This is a genomic window from Colwellia asteriadis, assembly GCF_039523295.1.
GTDB classification, from domain to species: domain Bacteria; phylum Pseudomonadota; class Gammaproteobacteria; order Enterobacterales; family Alteromonadaceae; genus Colwellia; species Colwellia asteriadis.
This window is the reverse complement of record NZ_BAAAFA010000008.1, coordinates 198187-218518: the sequence shown is the minus strand read 5'-3', so window position 1 is coordinate 218518 and position 20332 is coordinate 198187. Positions and strand designations below refer to the sequence as shown.

General features: G+C 38.2%; 17 protein-coding genes. 13 read left to right on the top strand and 4 right to left on the bottom strand.

What is annotated here, in order from left to right:
* Window positions 1-4: 4 nt before the first annotated feature.
* From ccoN to gloB, 3 genes are all read right to left on the bottom strand, one after another.
* Window positions 5-1429: a cytochrome-c oxidase, cbb3-type subunit I gene (gene ccoN / locus ABD005_RS12775; RefSeq protein ID WP_215979578.1), complete on the bottom strand. Its 1425-nt coding sequence runs from the start codon at window positions 1427-1429 to the stop codon at window positions 5-7.
* A gap of 509 nt (window positions 1430-1938) precedes the next feature.
* Window positions 1939-3567, bottom strand: a complete 1629-nt coding sequence (locus tag ABD005_RS12770) for a lytic transglycosylase (protein ID WP_343817863.1) — start codon at window positions 3565-3567, stop codon at window positions 1939-1941.
* 101 nt (window positions 3568-3668) lie between these two features.
* Window positions 3669-4466 carry a hydroxyacylglutathione hydrolase gene (gene gloB, locus ABD005_RS12765; protein ID WP_343817916.1) on the bottom strand — a complete coding sequence of 266 codons (798 nt, stop codon included), beginning with the start codon at window positions 4464-4466 and terminating at the stop codon, window positions 3669-3671.
* Between the two features lie 148 nt (window positions 4467-4614).
* On the opposite strand from gloB, the gene ABD005_RS12760 reads away from it, so the two are divergent.
* Both ABD005_RS12760 and ABD005_RS12755 read left to right on the top strand, forming a co-directional pair.
* Window positions 4615-5385 carry a class I SAM-dependent methyltransferase gene (locus ABD005_RS12760; RefSeq protein WP_215979576.1) on the top strand — a complete coding sequence of 257 codons (771 nt, stop codon included), beginning with the start codon at window positions 4615-4617 and terminating at the stop codon, window positions 5383-5385.
* A 152-nt stretch (window positions 5386-5537) separates the two neighbouring features.
* Window positions 5538-6299 (top strand): Nif3-like dinuclear metal center hexameric protein, encoded by a 762-nt coding sequence (locus ABD005_RS12755; RefSeq protein ID WP_343817861.1) that lies wholly within the window; start codon window positions 5538-5540, stop codon window positions 6297-6299.
* Between the two features lie 137 nt (window positions 6300-6436).
* Here ABD005_RS12755 and ABD005_RS12750 read toward each other — a convergent pair whose 3' ends face one another.
* Window positions 6437-7198 carry an ElyC/SanA/YdcF family protein gene (locus ABD005_RS12750; protein ID WP_343817859.1) on the bottom strand — a complete coding sequence of 254 codons (762 nt, stop codon included), beginning with the start codon at window positions 7196-7198 and terminating at the stop codon, window positions 6437-6439.
* 470 nt (window positions 7199-7668) lie between these two features.
* Here ABD005_RS12750 and ABD005_RS12745 point away from each other — a divergent pair, with 470 nt between their 5' ends.
* From ABD005_RS12745 to prc, 11 genes are all read left to right on the top strand, one after another.
* The gene (locus ABD005_RS12745; protein WP_343817858.1) at window positions 7669-8367 is read left to right on the top strand and encodes a GntR family transcriptional regulator; all 699 of its coding nucleotides are present in this window, start codon (window positions 7669-7671) and stop codon (window positions 8365-8367) included.
* 45 nt (window positions 8368-8412) lie between these two features.
* Window positions 8413-9309 (top strand): methylisocitrate lyase, encoded by an 897-nt coding sequence (gene prpB / locus ABD005_RS12740; RefSeq protein ID WP_343817856.1) that lies wholly within the window; start codon window positions 8413-8415, stop codon window positions 9307-9309.
* 176 nt (window positions 9310-9485) lie between these two features.
* Window positions 9486-10631, top strand: a complete 1146-nt coding sequence (gene prpC / locus ABD005_RS12735; protein WP_343817854.1) for a bifunctional 2-methylcitrate synthase/citrate synthase — start codon at window positions 9486-9488, stop codon at window positions 10629-10631.
* A 118-nt stretch (window positions 10632-10749) separates the two neighbouring features.
* Window positions 10750-13413, top strand: coding sequence for a Fe/S-dependent 2-methylisocitrate dehydratase AcnD (gene acnD, locus ABD005_RS12730; RefSeq protein WP_343817852.1), 2664 nt, complete (start codon window positions 10750-10752; stop codon window positions 13411-13413).
* A gap of 66 nt (window positions 13414-13479) precedes the next feature.
* Window positions 13480-14724: a 2-methylaconitate cis-trans isomerase PrpF gene (gene prpF, locus ABD005_RS12725; RefSeq protein WP_343817850.1), complete on the top strand. Its 1245-nt coding sequence runs from the start codon at window positions 13480-13482 to the stop codon at window positions 14722-14724.
* Between the two features lie 217 nt (window positions 14725-14941).
* Window positions 14942-15613 (top strand): DUF2057 family protein, encoded by a 672-nt coding sequence (locus ABD005_RS12720; RefSeq protein WP_343817849.1) that lies wholly within the window; start codon window positions 14942-14944, stop codon window positions 15611-15613.
* A 25-nt stretch (window positions 15614-15638) separates the two neighbouring features.
* Window positions 15639-16415, top strand: a complete 777-nt coding sequence (locus tag ABD005_RS12715) for an SIMPL domain-containing protein (protein ID WP_343817848.1) — start codon at window positions 15639-15641, stop codon at window positions 16413-16415.
* Window positions 16416-16542: 127 nt separating this feature from the next.
* Window positions 16543-17010 (top strand): GAF domain-containing protein, encoded by a 468-nt coding sequence (locus ABD005_RS12710; RefSeq protein WP_215980727.1) that lies wholly within the window; start codon window positions 16543-16545, stop codon window positions 17008-17010.
* A 49-nt stretch (window positions 17011-17059) separates the two neighbouring features.
* Window positions 17060-17347, top strand: a complete 288-nt coding sequence (locus tag ABD005_RS12705; protein WP_215980728.1) for a hypothetical protein — start codon at window positions 17060-17062, stop codon at window positions 17345-17347.
* A 69-nt stretch (window positions 17348-17416) separates the two neighbouring features.
* Window positions 17417-18064: an RNA chaperone ProQ gene (gene proQ, locus ABD005_RS12700; RefSeq protein WP_215980729.1), complete on the top strand. Its 648-nt coding sequence runs from the start codon at window positions 17417-17419 to the stop codon at window positions 18062-18064.
* A gap of 113 nt (window positions 18065-18177) precedes the next feature.
* Window positions 18178-20229: a carboxy terminal-processing peptidase gene (gene prc, locus ABD005_RS12695; protein ID WP_215980730.1), complete on the top strand. Its 2052-nt coding sequence runs from the start codon at window positions 18178-18180 to the stop codon at window positions 20227-20229.
* Window positions 20230-20332 lie beyond the last annotated feature (103 nt).

Sequence of the window (20332 nt, the reverse complement as noted above, 5' to 3'; positions counted from 1 at the left end):
TCTCCTAAGCTACTTCAACAGGCTTTAGACTGTTGTCTTTTGCGCCAATTGTTTTGAACATGTTGTAAGCCATTAATATGAAACCAGCTACAACTAATACACCACCTAAGAAGCGCATGAAGTAGAACGGGTAAGATGCAGTTAAGCTTTCAACGAAGCTGTACGTTAACGTACCGTCGCTGTTTACCGCACGCCACATTAAACCTTGCATTACACCTGAAATCCACATAGCAACTATGTATAAGACAATACCCGCAGTGTGCATCCAGAAGTGAATGTTGATAAGGCGAATGCTATACATACGACCTTGATTAAATAGCACTGGAATTAAGTGGTACATTGCACCAATTGAAACCATAGCAACCCAACCTAACGCACCTGAATGTACGTGACCTACGGTCCAGTCAGTGTAGTGTGATAATGCGTTTACAGACTTGATAGCCATCATTGGGCCTTCAAATGTAGACATACCGTAGAAAGAAAGAGAAACAATTAAGAAACGTAAAATTGGGTCATGGCGAAGTTTATGCCACGCACCAGAAAGCGTCATAATACCATTGATCATACCACCCCATGAAGGAAGGAATAACACAATAGACATAACCATACCAACTGATTGAGCCCAATCAGGAAGTGCTGTGTAATGTAAGTGATGCGGACCCGCCCAAATATATAGTGATACTAGTGCCCAAAAGTGAACAATAGATAAACGGTAAGAGTAAACAGGGCGTTCAGCTTGTTTTGGTACGAAGTAATACATCATACCTAAGAAGCCAGCTGTTAATAAGAAGCCAACGGCATTATGTCCATACCACCACTGCATCATTGCATCAATTGCACCAGGGTAAATAGAGTATGCTTTCATGCCGGATACAGGGATAGCCATACTGTTACCAAGGTGTAATACCGCAACGGTAACAATGAAACCACCAAAGAACCAGTTAGCAACGTAAATGTGAGAGACCTTACGTTTAATTAAGGTACCAAAGAATACGATAGCGTACGAAACCCAAACAATAGTAATAAGAATATCAATTGGCCACTCAAGCTCTGCATATTCTTTTGAGCTTGTGTAACCTAATGGAAGCGATATGATTGCAGCAACAATAACTGCTTGCCATCCCCAAAAAGTAAATGCAGCTAACTTACCGCCAAACAATCTCGCTTGACAGGTACGTTGCACAACGTAATAAGAGGTAGCAAATAAAGCACTAGTACCAAAGGCAAAAATCACCGCATTTGTATGTAGTGGGCGAAGACGGGAGTAGGTCAACCAAGGTGTATCAAAGTTTAACGCAGGCCAAATTAATTGAGCCGCGATAAGTACACCTACAAGTGTACCAACGATTCCCCAGATTACAGTCATCACAGTAAATTGACGTACAACATCGAAGTTGTAGTCTACTGCTGACGTATTACTTTGAGTCATGTTATGGATTCCGCAGTGTTATTATTAATCAGAGATAGTTAAATTGCTATTTACTTACTTTGACACATAAGTATTGGACACAATTCATACTATTTCTATGTATTCGCTCGAGGAGCATTGATATTTTTCATACCTGTGTAACTAAATATGTCAAATTCCAAGTAATTTTACCTCTTGGCTAGCGTATAAATCAACAGGAGTTAGGGTTTATATTTGATATAGATCAATTTAAAAACAAAATTGCCCTTAATAAACATAAGGATTAGCTAATCCGTTACAACTTTATACTTTTTCAGACTTAATTAGCTATTGAATGTATAAAAATAGTCACTCGCGCCATTATTTTCAAGTTGTATGTTTTTAGTACAAATGTTGCCTGGAATGATTGAAGGGAGAGAGGAGAGTAATTAATTTAGTGGAAGCTTTATGATGAAAATATATTAATGACTTGAAAAAAGAATACCAACGACAGCATTGTGTGTTGATATTCCTTTTATCAAACTAGGGGATTAAATATTATTAGTGACATCAACCGAAAGCTTTAGTCGTTGTCCAGGTTGTAAGTATTTATTCCTGTTAAGGTTATTCCAACGTTCAATATCTCTAATACTGACATTAAACTTATCGGCAATTCGCGCAAAAGAGTCACCTTGACGCACTTTATAGGTGATATTACGCATAACCGCGTTTTGGCTGTTGTTACTGCGAAGTGAAGCGGTGTTATTTGTCTTTTTTTGCCAGATAACGAGCTTTTGTCCTAGCTTTAAGGTGTCTCTTGGCGCAAAGCCATTCCATTTGGCAATACTCTTACTATTCACTTTATATTTTCGGCCCAAATCCCAAAGATTATCACCAGAAACAACCGTGTGAATAATTTTATGACCTTGTTGTGGTTTGTTTTGCTTTTTAACAATACGTTGTTGTTGTGAAAAAACATAATTATCAAGAGACGTTGCTGCGACAGGAATTAATAAGTGCTTTCCAGCACGAATTTTACCTTGCTTAATATTATTGACTTCTTCGATTAAACTGATACTTGTATTAAACTTTTTAGAAATAGCACCTAAATTATCGCCTTGTTTAATACGATAACGTTGCCAAGCTAACCGCTCTTTTTTGGTTAATTTCCCTAGGCCTTGCTCAAACTTATTGACGGTATGTATTGGTAATAATAATTGGTGTGGACCATCAGGGTCAGTTGCCCAACGGTTAAAGCCTGGGTTAAGTCGTTGTAATTCTGCTAACGATAAGCCCGAGAGCTCTGCTGCTTTGGCTAAGTCGATCTGCGATTTGATGTCAACTTGCGTTAATACTGCTTCATTAACAATAGGGTACAATGTTAAGTTGAAGTCTTGTGGACGTTTAATTATATCAGCCAGTGCTAGTAGTTTAGGTACGTAAGCTCTGGTTTCTTTGGGCAAGTCTAACGACCAAAAGTCAGTTGGTTTATTCTTGGCTTTATTATTTTTAACTGCACGTCTTACACGACCTTCACCAGAGTTATAAGCAGCAAGAGCAAGGAGCCAATCACCATCAAAATAACCATGTAAGTATTGTAAATATTTAATCGCGCCTTGAGTTGATGCAACGACATCACGTCTGCCGTCATACCACCAATTTTGCTTCATACCAAAGCGCTTGCCAGTACCAGGTACAAATTGCCACATGCCAGAAGCTCTACCGTGAGAGTATGCGAAGGGATCAAAAGCACTTTCTACAACCGGTAATAATGCCATTTCTATTGGCATATTATTTTTTTCTAATTCTTCTACAATGTAATAAAGAAATGGCTCGGCACGCTTGGCAACTCGCTTTAAATAAGCCGGGTGTCTAACATACCAATTACGCTGTGCAATTAAGCGTTTATTTTCAGGGATTGCAAAGCTTAATTGCTGCTGAATACGCGGCCAAATATTATCATGAGTAATGGCTACGTCTTCTTTAAGTGTAAACTCTACGTCAGCGACTGGGTGAATAACATCAATACTTTCATCGGCTAATAGTGCTTGATTAATATCAACAGAATCAGCGATATACTCATTGTCGATACTTGTTTTTTCGTTAGAAGAAATAGTGCTTTGGCAACCACTTAGTATAACAAGGGCAGGTAATAGCGCAGGAATTAAGAAATTTTTCATGTACAACCGTAAGTCTTTATTTCATTTTTAGCGGATTAGATTATCATACCTCCAAAGAGGCTTCACTGACTAATTTTTCACTAGTTGTAAGTAAATGTGCGTTAAAAATTATCTTTCCAAGCTCTTATTGCTGCGAATACACTAATTTCGTCACTCATGCATTGAGGGTTATAGTGTTTAGCTGATGCTATAACTTCATTACTGTTACTGCGTAAAAAAGGGTTTATGGCTTTTTCGATGCCGATGGTTGTTGGTATAGTTGCTTGGCTTTGTTGTCGTAATGCGAGCACTTTTTCGCGATATTGTTGCAGCATAATGTTATTTGGCTCAACCGTTGCCGCAAACTCTAAATTAGCCTGAGTATATTCATGAGCACAGTAAACCAAAGTGTGTTCAGGTAACGCAGTTAGCTTAGCAAGAGAATGATGCATTTGTGCTGGCGTACCTTCAAATAATCGACCGCAGCCTCCAGAAAATAAGGTGTCACCACAAAAAACCATGTCGTCATGAATATAAGCAATATGGTCTAAAGTATGTCCAGGTAATTCCTTAATTGAAAACTGGCATTGTAACTCTGGTAAAGTCACGATATCACCTTGGTTGACTTTATGAGTTAACCCAATAATTTTGCTATTATTTGGCCCATAAACATTAACTGTACTATTTTGAGTGTATTTCACTAACGCTTCAATACCGCCAGTATGATCATGATGATGATGAGTGATTAATATATGAGTTAGGTTTAAGTTATATTTTTCGATAAAGGTAATACAAACATTCGCATCACCAGGGTCGACCAGTGTTAAACTATTATTACGTGGTGAGGTTATCGCCCAAATATAATTATCGTTAAAAGCTTTGATAGCTGTCACTGTAAGAGCTGTTGAAGTATTTGTCATCGCCATAGAGGTTATTTCTTAAAGTTAACTATAAGTATATACTTCATTATAAACATTTTTATTCTACCCAAGCCAATAAGTTAAAGGTTATGTTTATATGAGTTGGCTTGTATTGATTTAACGCTAGCAAGCAAGTGATTAATATATTATGAAACCCGCATTAGCCTTTTCATTACCAGATAGTCCAAAGTCTTGGGATGACTTACCAAATGGTGACATTGTTTTGTCGGCAATAGAGCATGAGCTTGCTCCTTGGTGGCAACGTTTTTTTGGCTATCATCTACTTAAGTTAGGAACGTTAAGCGCTAAAATAACGACCAGTAACTGTACTATTCAAAATCAATTTAGTATTACGCCTAAAGATGAACTGGGTAATATAATTGCCGATATTGATGACTTACCACTGCTTGAGCATAGTATTGATGTTTGTTTACTTAGCCATGCGTTAGAGTTTTCACTTGATCCCCACCATATTATTCGAGAAGCTAATCGCGTATTAATCCCTAACGGTTACCTCGTTATTACGGGTTTTAATCCTATGAGTTTAGCGGGGCTTAATCGTTTAACACCATATCGACGTAAACAATCACCATGGACAGGGCATTTCTTTTCGCCTTTGAGAATTAAAGATTGGTTACAATTAATGGGCTATGAAATTTTGGCAGATCAACGTTGTTTACATACGAACTTAATGGGAAACATTAGCGCTAATCGCTTAACATCTACATGGCAACAATTTGCTCAGCAATATTTAAAACCTTTTGGCTCTGTATATGTTATTGTCGCTAAAAAAAGAGTATTGCCGTTAACACCAATTAAACCTAAATGGCAATTGAGAACAGGTTTTCAGCCGGTTAAAGTAAGTACTATGCATACACCAAAAAACCAAATAAAAAGCTATCACCAAAATAAAAAATAGTGTTAATAACTTACCTCGAATCGGTTTGATAAATTTTTAAAAAATTGAAAGTTAACACTTAATTTTCATATTTAACTATAGAATTATTTGTTAAGCCGAGCTGGGTTGACTAACTTATCCACCTAATTACCATCAGTTGATAAAATAAAATTATGATACTAACCAAAGATTTAGAAGCTTACTTAACAGAGCTTTTAGCACCAGAGAAAATTAAAGACTTCACGCCAAATGGTTTACAAATTCAGGGTAGTGAAACAATAACGAAAATTGTAACGGGCGTGACTGCATCACAAGCATTAATTGAACGTGCCATTGAAGAAAAGGCACAAGCTATTTTAGTACATCATGGCTACTTTTGGAAAAATGAGTCTTATGTAATCCGAGGTATGAAGCATAAACGTATTAAGTCACTATTAATGAATGATATTAACTTATTCGCTTATCACTTACCTTTAGATATTCACCCAACACTAGGAAATAACGCGCAATTAGCCGCCATGTTTAATATTGAGCAAGTTGCTCCGTTAGAGCTTGGTAACTCGATGAGCGTGGCAATGCAAGGCAGTTTTTCAAGTGCAATCAATGGTAGTGATTTTGCTACACAATTGAGTCAGCAGCTTAACCGACAGTGCTTACATATTACTCCGCCGAGTAATAAAAAAATTACAACCATTGCTTGGTGTTCGGGTGGCGGCCAAGGTTATATTGAAATGGCTGCAGAGCAGGGAATTGATGCTTTTCTTACTGGAGAAGTATCAGAGCAAACCACGCATATTGCGCACGAAATGGATATTCATTTTTTTGCTGCAGGACATCACGCTACTGAGCGCTATGGTATTAAAGCCCTAGGCGAACATATTGCTAAAACGCATAATGTTGAAGTGATTTTTATTGATATTGATAATCCGGTATAACAGCAGACTTAGCTTGATTTTAGACTAAACAAGCAAGGTTTTTTAACACGATCCTTGTTGGTTTAGTCATTAATATTTCCTCCCAAAGAGACTGCAATTATAGATGAATATTTTTAATAAGCAGTCATGCGAAATGTTTAAAAAATAGATTTAAACCACTGCACTAACTTGCCTAAACTTTCATACCAAGCAATAGTGGTTTGCTCTAGTTTTTTACTGTTAGGTACATAATAGCCCCAGTTTTTGTCGCCATCTAAATCTTTAACCCAATAGCCAGTGGGGGCTGCAATAGGTGAAACCCCTTGTGCTTCAAAATAGCCCATCGCTCTTGGCATGTGATCCGCGTTAGTAACTAAGACCACTTCCGTTCCTTGTATTCTTGGTGAAATAAGCTGAGCTTCTTCTTCGGTATCTTTAGGGAAGTTTTCGGTAATAATTTTTTGTGCCGGTACGCCTAATAAAACAAGTGCTTGTTTAACTTTTTGTGCGTTACTCTCTTTGTTTTTACCACCAAAGCCTGACGTGATAACTCTCGCTTCAGGATGCAAATTAAATATACGTAGCGCTTCAACCATGCGTTCTAATGAACAATCTCCTAGTTGACTAGTAACTGGCAGTGCTGGGTTGCTGGTATGGCGGCAACCTAAAACAACAATATAATCAATAGGTACACTGGCTTTAGTAAACGGTGGGTAATCGTCTTCAAGTTGCGTCATTAAGCGATCTGAAATGGGGGGGAAACTGCTAAGTAATAAAATAACGGTTGCAGCAATTAAACAACGAATACTTGTTTTTGGTTTTTTCCAGTGAAAAATTACGGCAATAATGAGTAATAGCAATACGACATTAATTGGCATTATTAATACCGTGGCAATTTTTTTAAGTAGAAATAAATCCATAATGAATAATTTAATTTAGTAGCAATTAATAATATTTTAGTCACTATATCAATTATTTCCGTAAAAGTATGAATATTCTAATTTTGCCATAAGTTTACTTAGTTATTTATTCTTATTGGCAGGTGAATGCCATGATTTTTTTCAGTGCTAAGTCATCTATAAAATAACTTTTGTCGACAATAATATTGTTCAGACAAGCCTTTTCTATAGCTCTGTTCAACTAATTTCCCCTATTACCAATAGAGTAAATATCATCAGGATGATGAGACTGTATTAGTTGAGTCTATTAAATAACACTTATTTTCTTTGTTGGTGAAATTGTCGACAATTTTTGTCTTGAGGCTTGTTATTTACTTATTTTAAGTTAGTATGGAGGGTAATTGTTTTTATTGTCGACAATTTAAGTGTGTGTGAATGGTTTATCGACATGCCTAAAGATTATCGCAATGTTTATTTAACGAATACGGATTATGCTTTTACAAAACCCAACAAAACAAACGGTTGTCACCACTGCCGATAAAATCTTTGAGCAAATGCAACAAGCCATTGTAGAAGGTGATATTGCTTCAGGTAGTAAAATTAGTGAGCCTGAGTTAGCAAAACGCTACCAAGTGAGTCGCTCAACGTTACGTGAGGCGCTGAACCGTTTAGAGAAATGTCATTTAGTTGAACGCAAAGCTAATGTTGGCTCACGAGTGGTTGATTGTACTATTGAAGGATTATTAGAGCTGTATATTACCCGAGAGGCGCTTGAAGGTATGGCTTGTCGTCAAGCGGCAATGAATATGAGCGATGATGAAATTAAGCACATGCAGAATATGCTAAGCGAGCATGCTAATAAAGAGCAGCTTAAAGCGGGCGTTGCTTATTATCAAGAAGAAGGCGACTTAGACTTTCATTACAAAGTTATTTTAGGTAGCCACAATCAACAATTAATTAATCTTATTTGCGGACAGCTTTATCATTTAGTGCGTATGTATCGTTGTCAATTTGGCATGCACAGTCCTAGAGCCAGTAAAGCGTTTTCTGAGCATGCTCATATTATTCAGGCTATTAGTGATAGAGACGGCGAACTTGCTGAATTGTTAATGCGTCGACACATTGCAGCCTCTAGAAAAAACATTGAGAACAAAATAGCGCAGCAGCAATTAGAAGCTGCCAGTAATTAGACATTAATCACGAATACCATCGAGTTTATTAACGAGGGAATATTTATGAAAACAGATAGCCATTTGCACCATTCTCCAGGAAAAAAGTTTCGTCAGGCACTAGTGGCTAATCAGCCATTACAAGTTGTCGGAACGATTAATGCGTACTGTGCCATGATGGCTGAGCAATTAGGGCATCAGGCTATTTACCTTTCAGGTGGCGGTGTCGCAAATGCTTCTTATGGATTACCTGATTTAGGAATGACCTCATTAAATGATGTTATTGCTGATGTTCAGCGTATTACTTCAGCGTCGAGCTTACCTTTATTGGTTGATATTGATACGGGCTGGGGCGGAGCATTTAATATTGCGAAAACAATTCAAGATATGGAAAAAGCAGGGGCTGCTGCGGTACATATTGAAGATCAGGTAGCGCAAAAACGTTGTGGACATCGCCCAAATAAAGCGATTGTTTCAACGCAGGAAATGGTTGACCGTATTAAATCTGCTGTTGATGCACGCTTTGATGAAGACTTTTTTATTATGGCAAGAACCGATGCTTTTGCTCAAGAAGGGTTAGAAGCTGCTATTGCTCGCGCACAAGCTTATGTTGATGCGGGAGCCGATGGTATTTTTGCAGAAGCCATTCAAACGGAGCAGCACTACCGTGCTTTTACTGAGGCATTAAATGTTCCTGTATTGGCTAATATTACAGAATTTGGCCAAACTGAGTTATGGAATAAAAAACAATTGGGCGAGTGGGGCTGTGCCATGGTGCTTTACCCTTTATCGGCATTTCGTGCGATGAATAAAGCGGCGGAGTCAGTGTACAAAACCTTGCTGGATGACGGCGATCAAAAAGCTGAAATAGACAATATGCAAACGCGTATGGAGCTTTATGATTACTTAGGCTACCACGAATATGAGCAAAAACTAGACGCACTTTTTAATAAAGAAAGTTAATGAGTCCTAGCTCATCAATAGTAAAAGATAAACAAAAAGAGCATTGGTGATGAAAATAACGTTGTAAAAGAGTGATTTTAATCACCAGTAGTAACGTTAAATAGTATTAAAGAACACTATTAATACTACATTAATACAACATCGCTATTAATTATTTTAATTATGAGGAAAGTAAAATGTCAGATAATTCAGGGAACACAGCCGATAAAAAACTCTCAGGTGCAGGGCTTCGCGGTCAAAGTGCTGGTGAAACAAAATTGTGTACTGTTGGAAAGTCAGGCTCAGGCTTAACATACTGCGGTTATGATGTTGCCGATTTAGCAGAAAATGCTACTTTTGAAGAAGTAGCTTATTTACTTTTTAATGGAGAATTACCTAATAGCGCACAACTAGCGCAGTATAAAGTTGAACTCAAAGCAATGCGTGATTTACCGCAAGCATTAAAAGAGGTGCTACAACGTATTCCTAAATCAGCGCATCCAATGGATGTTATGCGCACGGGGTGTTCATTTTTAGGTAACCTTGAGCCAGAAGCTGATTTTTCGCAGCAAAATACTGCAGCTAATCGCCTATTATCGGCATTTCCTGCCATCATGTGTTACTGGTATCGCTATAGTCATGAAGGCATTGAAATAGACTGCCATTCAGAAGAAGACTCACTGGCAGGGCATTTTTTACGATTACTAAAAGGCGAAACTGCCTCTGCTCAGCATCAGCGTGTGATGGATGTTTCACTCATTTTGTATGCCGAGCATGAATTTAATGCCTCAACATTTACGGCACGGGTTTGTGCTTCAACCTTATCAGATATGTTTTCTTGTGTAACAGGTGCTATTGGTACATTGCGTGGGCCATTACACGGTGGTGCTAATGAAGCGGCTATGGATATGATTGAACAATTTAGCTCACCCAGTGATGCTAAAATACAAATGGCAGGAATGCTTGAGCGTAAAGAGAAAATTATGGGCTTTGGTCATGCGGTCTACCGTACCTCAGATCCACGTAATGTTATTATCAAACAATGGTCTGAAAAACTGGCAAAAGAAAACGGTAATACGGCCTTGTATGATATCTCTGTAGCTTGTGAAGAGTATATGTGGGATACCAAGAAACTCTTTTGTAATGCCGATTTTTTCCATGCGTCTACGTATAACTATATGGGAATTCCTACTAAATTATTTACGCCAATATTTGTTTGTTCACGCTTAACGGGTTGGGCCGCACATGTTATGGAGCAGCGCAGTAATAACCGTATTATTCGCCCAAGTGCTGATTATATCGGTAGCGCGCCTCGCGTTGTAACTCCTATCAACGAACGATAACGAAAAATCTGATCGTAGTTATTAATGGTCTTTTCATTAATAACTACGGTTTGGCTATTTATCATTCTGATCGTCTTTTGTTATTGCACCTAAGCGCAGCTACTAACCGGATAACCTTATGAATTACCAACATCGAAAACCTTTACCTGGCTTTAATGTCGACTTTTTTGATACCCAAGAAGCGGTTAACGCGATTAAAGCTGGCGCGTATGAGCAGCTTCCTTATAGCTCAAAAGTATTTGCAGAAAACTTAGTACGTCGTTGTGACCCCAAAAGCTTAACCGCATCCCTTAGCCAGTTGATTGAGCGAAAACGTGATTTAGATTTTCCTTGGTTTCCTGCTCGCGTTGTTTGTCATGACATATTAGGCCAAACCGCATTGGTTGATTTGGCTGGCTTGCGTGACGCTATTAGTAAAGCTGGGGGCGATCCGGCAAAAGTTAATCCTGTCGTGCCAACTCAACTTATTGTTGATCACTCGTTAGCAGTAGAGCACGCTGGGTTTGAGCAAGGAGCGTTTGAGAAAAACCGCGCCATTGAAGATAGACGTAATGAAGATCGATTCCATTTTATTAATTGGACGAAAAAAGCTTTCAAAAATATTGATGTTATTCAGCCAGGTAACGGCATTATGCATCAAATTAATTTAGAAAAAATGTCACCGGTGGTGCAAGTCAGAGAAGGGGTTGCTTTTCCTGATACTTTAGTGGGAACAGACAGCCATACACCCCATGTTGACGCATTGGGCGTTATTGCCTTAGGTGTTGGCGGGTTAGAAGCTGAAAGTGTGATGTTAGGTCGCGCCTCATATATGCGTTTACCTGATATTATTGGCGTTGAACTCACAGGAAAACGTCAAGAAGGCATTACTGCAACCGATATTGTCTTGGCGTTGACTGAGTTTTTACGTAACGAAAAAGTTGTTTCTGCCTTTTTAGAGTTTTATGGTGAAGGTGCACGTGCTTTAACATTAGGTGACCGAGCAACAATAGCAAATATGACTCCTGAGTTTGGCGCCTCTGCCGGTATGTTTTATATTGATGAGAAAACAATCGACTATTTAACCTTAACTGGGCGAGCAGATAACCAAGTTAAATTAGTTGAAGCTTATGCAAAAGCAACCGGGTTATGGGCTGATAGTATGATAGCTGCTAAGTATGAACGTGTTTTACGCTTTGATATTTCAGCGGTTGGCCGTAATATTGCTGGCCCTTCAAATCCACATCGCCGTGTTGCTACCGCTGATTTAGTTTTAAATGGGATTGCTCATACGCAAGATACGGCCCAGGCGTCTGTCGAATCATCCCTAGAAAAAAGTGCTGAATATGGCGCTGAAACCATGCCAGATGGTGCTTGTATTATTGCCGCCATTACTAGTTGTACTAATACCAGTAATCCACGTAATGTTATTGCCGCAGCTCTACTGGCACGTAATGCCAACGCGAAAGGACTAACACGTAAGCCTTGGGTTAAAACGTCATTAGCACCAGGTTCAAAAGCTGTGCAACTTTATTTAGAGCAAGCCAATTTATTAACTGAACTTGAACAATTAGGCTTTGGTATTGTCGGTTTTGCTTGTACCACTTGTAATGGTATGAGTGGCGCTCTTGATCCTAAGATTCAACAACAAGTTATAGACCGTGATTTATACGCAACAGCTGTTCTATCGGGCAATCGTAATTTTGATGGTCGAATTCACCCTTACGCCAAACAAGCTTTTATTGCCTCGCCCCCCTTGGTTGTTGCTTATGCTATTGCTGGAACCATTCGTTTTGATATTGAACAAGATGCATTAGGATACGATGAACAAGGGACTAAAATTTGTTTAAAAGATATTTGGCCCACAGACGCTGAAATTGATGCGGTTATTGAACAAAGCGTTAAACCAGAACAATTTCGTCAAGTATACGAACCCATGTTTCCATTAGTTACCGATGCTAATAATGCGCTTTCAAGTACTACGCCACCTTTATATGATTGGCGAGAAAAAAGTACATATATTCGTCGTCCTCCATATTGGGAAGGAGCATTAGCAGGCGAGCGTACTATGCAAGGAATGCGCGCTTTAGCAGTGCTGGGCGATAATATCACGACTGATCATTTATCTCCTTCAAATGCCATTTTACTCGATAGCGCAGCAGGCGCCTATTTAGCGAAAATGGGTTTACCAGAGGTTGACTTTAACTCCTATGCCACGCACCGAGGCGATCATTTAACGGCACAACGAGCTACATTTGCCAACCCTAAACTCTTTAATGAGATGGTAAGAGTAGACAATAAAGCTGACGGAGATGTTATTCAAGGCTCGTTAGCACGTGTTGAGCCTGAAGGTAAAGTAATGCGTATGTGGGAAGCTATTGAAACCTATATGGAACGTAAACAGCCATTAATTATTATTGCGGGCGAAGATTACGGGCAAGGTTCATCGCGTGACTGGGCAGCAAAAGGTGTGCGTTTAGCAGGTGTTGAAGTGATAGTTGCTCAAGGGTTTGAACGTATTCATCGCACTAATTTAGTTGGTATGGGGGTATTACCCGTTGAATTTAGTATTGGTGACAATCGTAAAACGTACAGCATTGATGGCACTGAAACATTTGACATTATAGGCGATATTGCACCGAGCTCAGCATTAACACTCGTTATAACACGTGCTAATGGTGAAAGGGTCAATGTAAAAGTTAAATGCAGACTCGATACCGCAGAAGAATTATCAATTTATCAGGCTGGTGGCGTATTACAACGCTTCGCACAAGATTTTTTAGCATCACAAGCAACTCATTAGTATTGGTGTGTTAATCGTTATTTTAAGTATTAGCTATCAATAGCCAATACTGTAAGGAAAAGGTTTATGACTTATTTGCCTCAATTAAAAATTCCCGCAACCTATATGCGCGGTGGCACCAGTAAAGGGGTGTTTTTTAAATTAACAGACTTACCTTTGCCTTGCCAAGTTGCTGGGCCGCAACGCGATGCTTTATTGCTACGTGTTATTGGTAGTCCAGATCCTTATGCAAAACAAACTGATGGTATGGGCGGTGCAACTTCGAGTACCAGCAAAACTGTTATCTTGTCAAAAAGTAGCCAAGTAAACCATGATGTCGACTATTTATTTGGTCAAGTCGCTATTGATAAGCCTTTCGTTGATTGGAGCGGTAATTGTGGAAATTTAACGGCGGCGGTAGGGGCGTTTGCTATTTCATCAGGACTTATTTCTGCGGATAAGTTAGTGACAGATGGTATTGCTGTCGTGCGTATTTGGCAAAAAAACATAGGGAAAACTATCGTTGCTCATGTGCCTATGTGTAATGGTGAAGTACAAGAAACCGGAGGCTTTATGCTTGATGGGGTAACGTTTCCTGCCGCAGAGGTTCCCATTGAGTTTTTGAATCCTGCCGATGGTGAAGGTGCGCTATTTCCTACGGGTAAAGTTATTGAAAAATTAAAAGTGCCTGTTGAACTCATTCCTACAGGTGAGCTAACCGCCACTATGATTAGTGCTGGCATTCCTACGGTTTTTTTAAATGCTGAAGAACTCGGTCTTTGTGGTAATGAACTCCAAGAGCAAGTTAATAATGATGAAGCACTGCTCGAAAAGCTTGAAGCTATAAGAGCTTATGCTGCCCTTAAAATGGGGTTAATTGATAAGCTCGCACAAGCTAAAGAGCGCCAGCATACCCCTAAACTTGCTTTTGTTGCTCCTGCTAGTGATTATGAAAGTGCTAGTGGTGTTTTAATAAAACAGTCACAAATAGACTTACAAGTTAGAGCAATGTCTATGGGAAAACTGCATCATGCAATGATGGGCACTGCTGCAGTGGCTATTGCTAGTGCAGCTTCAGTGTTAGGGACTGTTGTAAATATTGCAGCAAGTCATACTCATAATGATACAGATATTGAACATAATAGTAGTAGCGCAAGTAAAACAATTAACTTTGGTCACCCCTCTGGTACCTTAAAAGTTTCTGCTACAGCAAGCTGTGCTGCTAAGGTAAATGAGCAAGCAAAGCTTCAATGGCAAATTGATAAAGTAATGATGAGTCGTAGCGCACGTGTGTTAATGGAAGGATGGGTTAGAGTACCCGATATATTTTAATACTATCAAAAGCGTATAATTAAACGCCCTGAGTTAAGGTTGTTTATGGTGAATAATTACGCTTTTGCTTTTAATTCACCTTAAGGCAGTTTATAACAGGATACTAATATTTATTTATAGGGATTTTGTTTTGGTAACTCACTTCTTTTGCCGCACGATGGCAACTTTAATCACAACGTTTTTTATCATAACGTGTAGCTTAAGCGGCTCATTAGCTATGCCATTAACTGTCTCGGCAGCCACATTAACAATCAGCGATAATTTAGTGCTTAAATCAGTGAACGATAAACCTTTAGATGTTGGTTTTTTTTCAACCCAAAGCCAGGTTGAACTCACCTCAGGCGAACAAGCAATATTAGTGAAATATAAAGATGTTTTTGAAGATTTAGACTTTGCAGAAGACCGTTTGGTTGAATCTGATTATTTCATTGCTAAATTTACGTTATCGCAGCAGAAATCCTTATTGTTAAGTACGCCTAAAGTGAAAAATTTAGCGGCAGCAGAGAAATTTTCACATAATCCCGAGCTTATTTTAAGCGATGAAAATAATCAAACACTCGTACTTGAGTTACTAACATATGATGACTATAAACTAGCGCAGCAAGTTAATCAGGCAGTTAAAACACTTGCTCAAGAGCCAGTTAGCCTGCCGGTAACACCAACAGCTAATACAGTAACCACTGCACATGATACACCTGATGTCGCAGCACAAATGGCAACAGTAAGTACAACTAACAACGAACTCAACAGAACAGAAAATGAAGTAAAGCAAACATTTAATAACAAAGTTGCTAACCACATTGAAACCTTGCCTATGTTAAAGTATTGGTGGAAAAAAGCGTCGGATGATGAAAAACAAGACTTCATCCGATATATCAAAACACAGTAATTATTCTCTATAAGAGGTATTATTTATGACGCGTTATTTTAATCAATTAATTCTTTTGACAGTATTGAGTGTTTGCTCATACAGTACCTATGCTGATACCGATGACAATGAGGGCATAGACGTTGTTGGTAACGGTAGCGTAATTGCAATACCAGATCAATTTAGCTTATCACTCACAATCACTGAGCGAGGACGTATACCAAGTAAGTTACATCCCCTTGTTGATAATAAAACGAATTTAGTGATTGATGCAGCAAAACAGCTTGGTATCACCACAAAAGACATTAAATCAGCGCAAGTTAATTTACGATTAATAAAAGAAAAGCCTTCAATAACTGTACAAGGTTTAGAGTTACAACAAGGTAAACAAGGGAGTGTTTTTGTTGACGGGAAAAATGTTAATAATACCCAAACGCCAATACAGCTTTTTGAGTTGAGTCGTTATATTACAGTTAACTTCGCTAATATTAATGATTATGACCAATTCTTAGCAAAAATAGTAAAATTAAATGTTAGCCATATTTCAGCTTTATCAATGACAGTAAAGCAGCGAGATGATTATTATCAACAAGCATTGATGAAAGCGATTGACCACGCTAAACAAAAAGCGACAAAAATGATAGCGCAAACAGGTGGCTCTCTTGGTAAGTTGGTTTATTTGAAAGAGGTTTCTTCAGGACATTACCAACCTCGCTACGCACAGGCAATGATGAGTGATTCCATGTCAGTTAATCATTCTTCGTTAGTGGGCAGCCAAGAAATAAGTGCGAGTGTTTTAGTGAAATTTGCGATAAAACCTTAAATTATTGCTTATCTGTGTGAATAGTTGGTGAATTAAGTGAGAAAAGCTTTAATTATGTCGCCTTTTTAGGTATGTTAGCGCCTTTTCAATGGCGCTAACATTGCTTTAAAGGCGAATTGTAATTTATATGACAAATATAACAGACTTTTATCAAACACTATTGGCGCAAACTAAAGCGCTTATTAGTGATGAATCTGATATCATTGCGAATATGGCAAACATAAGTGCATTACTTTTTGAGCACTTAGAGGAAGTGAATTGGGCTGGCTTTTATCGTGTTATTAACGAAGAGCTTGTTTTAGGTCCATTTCAAGGCAAAGTGGCTTGTATTCGTATTCCCTTTGCTAAAGGCGTTTGTGGTACCTGTGCAGCCACAGGGCTAGTACAACGTATTAGCGATGTTCATCAATTTGATGGTCATATTGCTTGTGATGCAAGTAGTAATGCTGAGATTGTTTTACCCGTTAAAGTGGATGGTTGTATTATTGCCGTGCTAGATATTGATAGCACTGCTTTTAATCGCTTTGATGAGCACGATGAAATAGGTTTAACGGCAATTGTTGAAGCATTTGCACAACACCATAGTAATACCTAAACGCGGTTATGCCGTTCGTGAATATTGTTAACCATTAAGCGACATTTGAATGAAAGAGTTTGTAGTAATTCACGATTACCTAGTTACCCAAGAAATTGTAGGTGACTGGGATGGTCAGGAAGAAGAAGTAGCTGAACGTATTAATGAAATTTATCATACGTTATACGATTTGGCAGAAGAAGATATTGAAAGCGAAGTACTCATGCAAATACTTGAATTAGTATGGGATGCTTGGATTGGCCAAGAGTCATTACCGGAGCTCGAAACAGATGATATTTACGATTGGTGTCGACATGTCATCGAGAATCGTGAACAATATCTACAAGAGTCAAATTAGCCTGTACTAACATAAATATGATTTATGTGGGTATCAATAAAATAAATTAAAATTGTAAAAAGTGTAATTATGGAAACTGAAATTAAACGTACAAGTACTAAAGATATTATCACCTATTTAACTGAAAAATTCCCTGAGTGTTTTTCAATCAAAGGGCCGGTAAAACCACTTAAAATAGGGATCTTTCAAGATTTAGCTGAAAAGTTAAGTGAAGATGATACCGTAAGTAAAACGCGTTTACGTCAAGCGTTACGTCATTACACAAGTAGCTGGCGTTATTTGAAAGCAGTTAAAGTGGGTGTTTTTCGTGTAGATATTGACGGCAAAGAAGTTGCAGAAATTGATGAAGAGCAAGCTAATTATGCCAGCAAAACATTAAAAGAAAGCCAGGAAAAATTTGGTAACAAAAAAAATGTTGATAAAAAATCAGCAAAACCAACAAACGATACCGCGCGTCCAAAGACCGATAAACCACAATCTGACGCTAAATCAGCTAAGTTTAAATCAGTAAAAACTAAACGCCCAGTAGCAAAAAAAGAAGCGGCACCATTGAAACCTGTTGAATCAGCTACAATTAAAGTAGGTAGTCAAGTAAAAGTACAGCTTGGTAACTCGCCTATGAATGCCAGTATTACTGAAATTTCAGGTCAGGATATTAGCGTACAACTTGACTCTGGTATGATAATTAAAACGAAATTAGAAAATATCTACTCATAATTTACTAACTTTTATTTTTTTATTTAGCTAAGCTAATTATAAATGTCAGGTTAATTTTCTTCGTTTCTTATCGTTTCTTATCGTGTTTTAGAAGTTATTTTGGAGCTTAATGCATGCAAAAATTTTGTCGTATAGCAGTTGCGGTATCTATCTCGTTAAGTTTATCGGTGAGTGTCTTTGCTTTTGAAAAGACACCAGTACCCGATGAACTCCCAACTTTATCTCCTGAGAGTCAGCATGCTACTGCGAGTAAGCGTATAACGGCACAATTTACTCGAGCGCATTATAAAAAAATCGCCATTGATGAAGCCCTTTCAGCAGAAATCTTTGATCGATTTATAAAGCAACTTGACTATGCACGTAATATTTTCTTGTTAAGTGATATTAATAGCATCCAAAAATACCGCTCTAACTTCGATAATGTTTTTTCTCGCGGTAAACTTAGTGCTGCTTATGATATTTATAACTTAAACATGCAAAGACGTTTAGAACGCTATGAATATGCAATCAGTTTATTAGGTGAAGAAAGCGAAAAAAGCCCTTTTGACTTTACAAAAGATGAAGTTTATTCATTTGATAGAGAAGATGCACCATGGCCTGCTGATAAAGCTGAACTTAATGAGTTATGGCGCTTAAAGGTAAAGTCTGACGCTTTAAATTTAACATTAACCGATAAAGAGTGGCCAAAAGTTAGAGAAGTTTTAACTAAACGTTATAACTATGCGATAAAGCGATTAAAGCAAAGTGAAAGTGAAGATGCATTTCAGTTAGTCATGAATAGTTTTTCGCGCGTTGTTGAGCCACATACTTCATATTTATCGCCACGTAATGCCGAACGTTTTCAAGTTGATATGAATTTACAGCTTGAAGGTATTGGTGCAGAGTTACGCGCTGTTGAAGATTACACTGTGATCCAACGTGTTGTTACTGGCGGTCCGGCTGATAAATCTAAACAACTTAAATCAAAAGATCGTATTGTTGGCGTTGCTCAAGGCAATGATGAATTTGAAGATGTTATTGGTTGGCGTTTAGATGATGTTGTTGAGCTTATCAAAGGCTCAAAAGGTACAACAGTACGTTTACAAATTTTACCCGCTGACTCTGATGATGAAGCGAATATAAAAATCGTTTCTATTGTTCGTGATATTATTAAACTAGAAGACCGTGCGGCTAAATCAAAAGTGTATTTAGAAAACCCAAATGAGCCTGATAGTAAAAAATTAGGGGTTATTACTATTCCTAGTTTTTATAATCACTTATCACGTGATGTTAATGCAGAATTAACTAAGCTCAAAGCGCAAAATGTTGAAGGCATTATTGTCGATTTACGGGGTAACGGTGGTGGCTCCTTAACGGAAGCGACGTTATTAACAGGGTTATTTATTGATAAAGGCCCTGTGGTACAAATTAGAGATGGCGCCAATCGCATTGTAGTAAATCGTGACAGAGATGGAGTTAGCTATTTTGATGGCCCGTTAACGGTTATGGTTGATCGCTACAGTGCTTCTGCTTCAGAAATATTCTCAGCGGCAATTCAAGATTATGGTCGTGGTGTTATCGTTGGTGAGCATACCTTTGGTAAAGGCACTGTTCAACAGCACCGTGGTTTAGGTCGCGTTTATGACTTATACGAAAAACCGTTTGGCAGTATTCAATATACCATTGCCAAGTTTTATCGTATTAATGGCGGTAGTACGCAACACCGTGGCGTTCTACCTGATATCGCTTTCCCTACGGCAGTAGACCCTGAAGATTGGGGTGAGAGTAAAGAAGAAAACGCATTGCCTTGGGATCAGATTAAAAAAGCACAATACACGCCATTGCATGAATTATCGCAAGATATTGCTTATTTAACCGCTCAATACCAAGAGCGTATTAAGAGTAATCGAGAGTTTAAATATCTGCTTGATGATATTAGCGAGTACAAAGCAGAAAAAGATGATAAAACAGTTTCCTTAAATTTAGAGCAGCGAAAAACAGAGCGTGAAGAGCGTAAAGTTAAACGTTTAATACGTGTGAACGAGCAGCTAGTGAGTTTAGGTAAAGAAAAAATTGCTAAGCTTGATGATTTAGATGATGAACTAGAAGATCTAGATCCATTTTTAGATGAAACCGCTCGAATCACTTTCGATTTTATTTCTTTGGGAAAAGTTGCCAAAAAATAGTCGTATCATATTAAATAAAGCCGCCCAAGAGGCGGCTTTATTGATGCAGTAACAAAGTATATTACAACAATTAGATTGAAACTTATGCGAAGTAGTTATTGCT

Excerpts from the sequence above, each read along its gene's own strand:
- ABD005_RS12755 (WP_343817861.1), top strand. The coding sequence starts at position 5,538 with ATGATACTAACCAAAGATTTAGAAGCTTACTTAACAGAGCTTTTAGCA.
- prpC (WP_343817854.1), top strand. The coding sequence starts at position 9,486 with ATGTCAGATAATTCAGGGAACACAGCCGATAAAAAACTCTCAGGTGCA.
- gloB (WP_343817916.1), bottom strand. The coding sequence starts at position 4,466 with ATGACAAATACTTCAACAGCTCTTACAGTGACAGCTATCAAAGCTTTT.
- ABD005_RS12720 (WP_343817849.1), top strand. The coding sequence starts at position 14,942 with ATGCCATTAACTGTCTCGGCAGCCACATTAACAATCAGCGATAATTTA.
- ABD005_RS12710 (WP_215980727.1), top strand. The coding sequence starts at position 16,543 with ATGACAAATATAACAGACTTTTATCAAACACTATTGGCGCAAACTAAA.
- ABD005_RS12770 (WP_343817863.1), bottom strand. The coding sequence starts at position 3,567 with ATGAAAAATTTCTTAATTCCTGCGCTATTACCTGCCCTTGTTATACTA.
- prc (WP_215980730.1), top strand. The coding sequence starts at position 18,178 with ATGCAAAAATTTTGTCGTATAGCAGTTGCGGTATCTATCTCGTTAAGT.
- ABD005_RS12750 (WP_343817859.1), bottom strand. The coding sequence starts at position 7,198 with ATGGATTTATTTCTACTTAAAAAAATTGCCACGGTATTAATAATGCCA.
- ABD005_RS12705 (WP_215980728.1), top strand. The coding sequence starts at position 17,060 with ATGAAAGAGTTTGTAGTAATTCACGATTACCTAGTTACCCAAGAAATT.
- acnD (WP_343817852.1), top strand. The coding sequence starts at position 10,750 with ATGAATTACCAACATCGAAAACCTTTACCTGGCTTTAATGTCGACTTT.
- ABD005_RS12745 (WP_343817858.1), top strand. The coding sequence starts at position 7,669 with ATGCTTTTACAAAACCCAACAAAACAAACGGTTGTCACCACTGCCGAT.
- ccoN (WP_215979578.1), bottom strand. The coding sequence starts at position 1,429 with ATGACTCAAAGTAATACGTCAGCAGTAGACTACAACTTCGATGTTGTA.
- proQ (WP_215980729.1), top strand. The coding sequence starts at position 17,417 with ATGGAAACTGAAATTAAACGTACAAGTACTAAAGATATTATCACCTAT.
- ABD005_RS12715 (WP_343817848.1), top strand. The coding sequence starts at position 15,639 with ATGACGCGTTATTTTAATCAATTAATTCTTTTGACAGTATTGAGTGTT.
- prpB (WP_343817856.1), top strand. The coding sequence starts at position 8,413 with ATGAAAACAGATAGCCATTTGCACCATTCTCCAGGAAAAAAGTTTCGT.
- prpF (WP_343817850.1), top strand. The coding sequence starts at position 13,480 with ATGACTTATTTGCCTCAATTAAAAATTCCCGCAACCTATATGCGCGGT.
- ABD005_RS12760 (WP_215979576.1), top strand. The coding sequence starts at position 4,615 with ATGAAACCCGCATTAGCCTTTTCATTACCAGATAGTCCAAAGTCTTGG.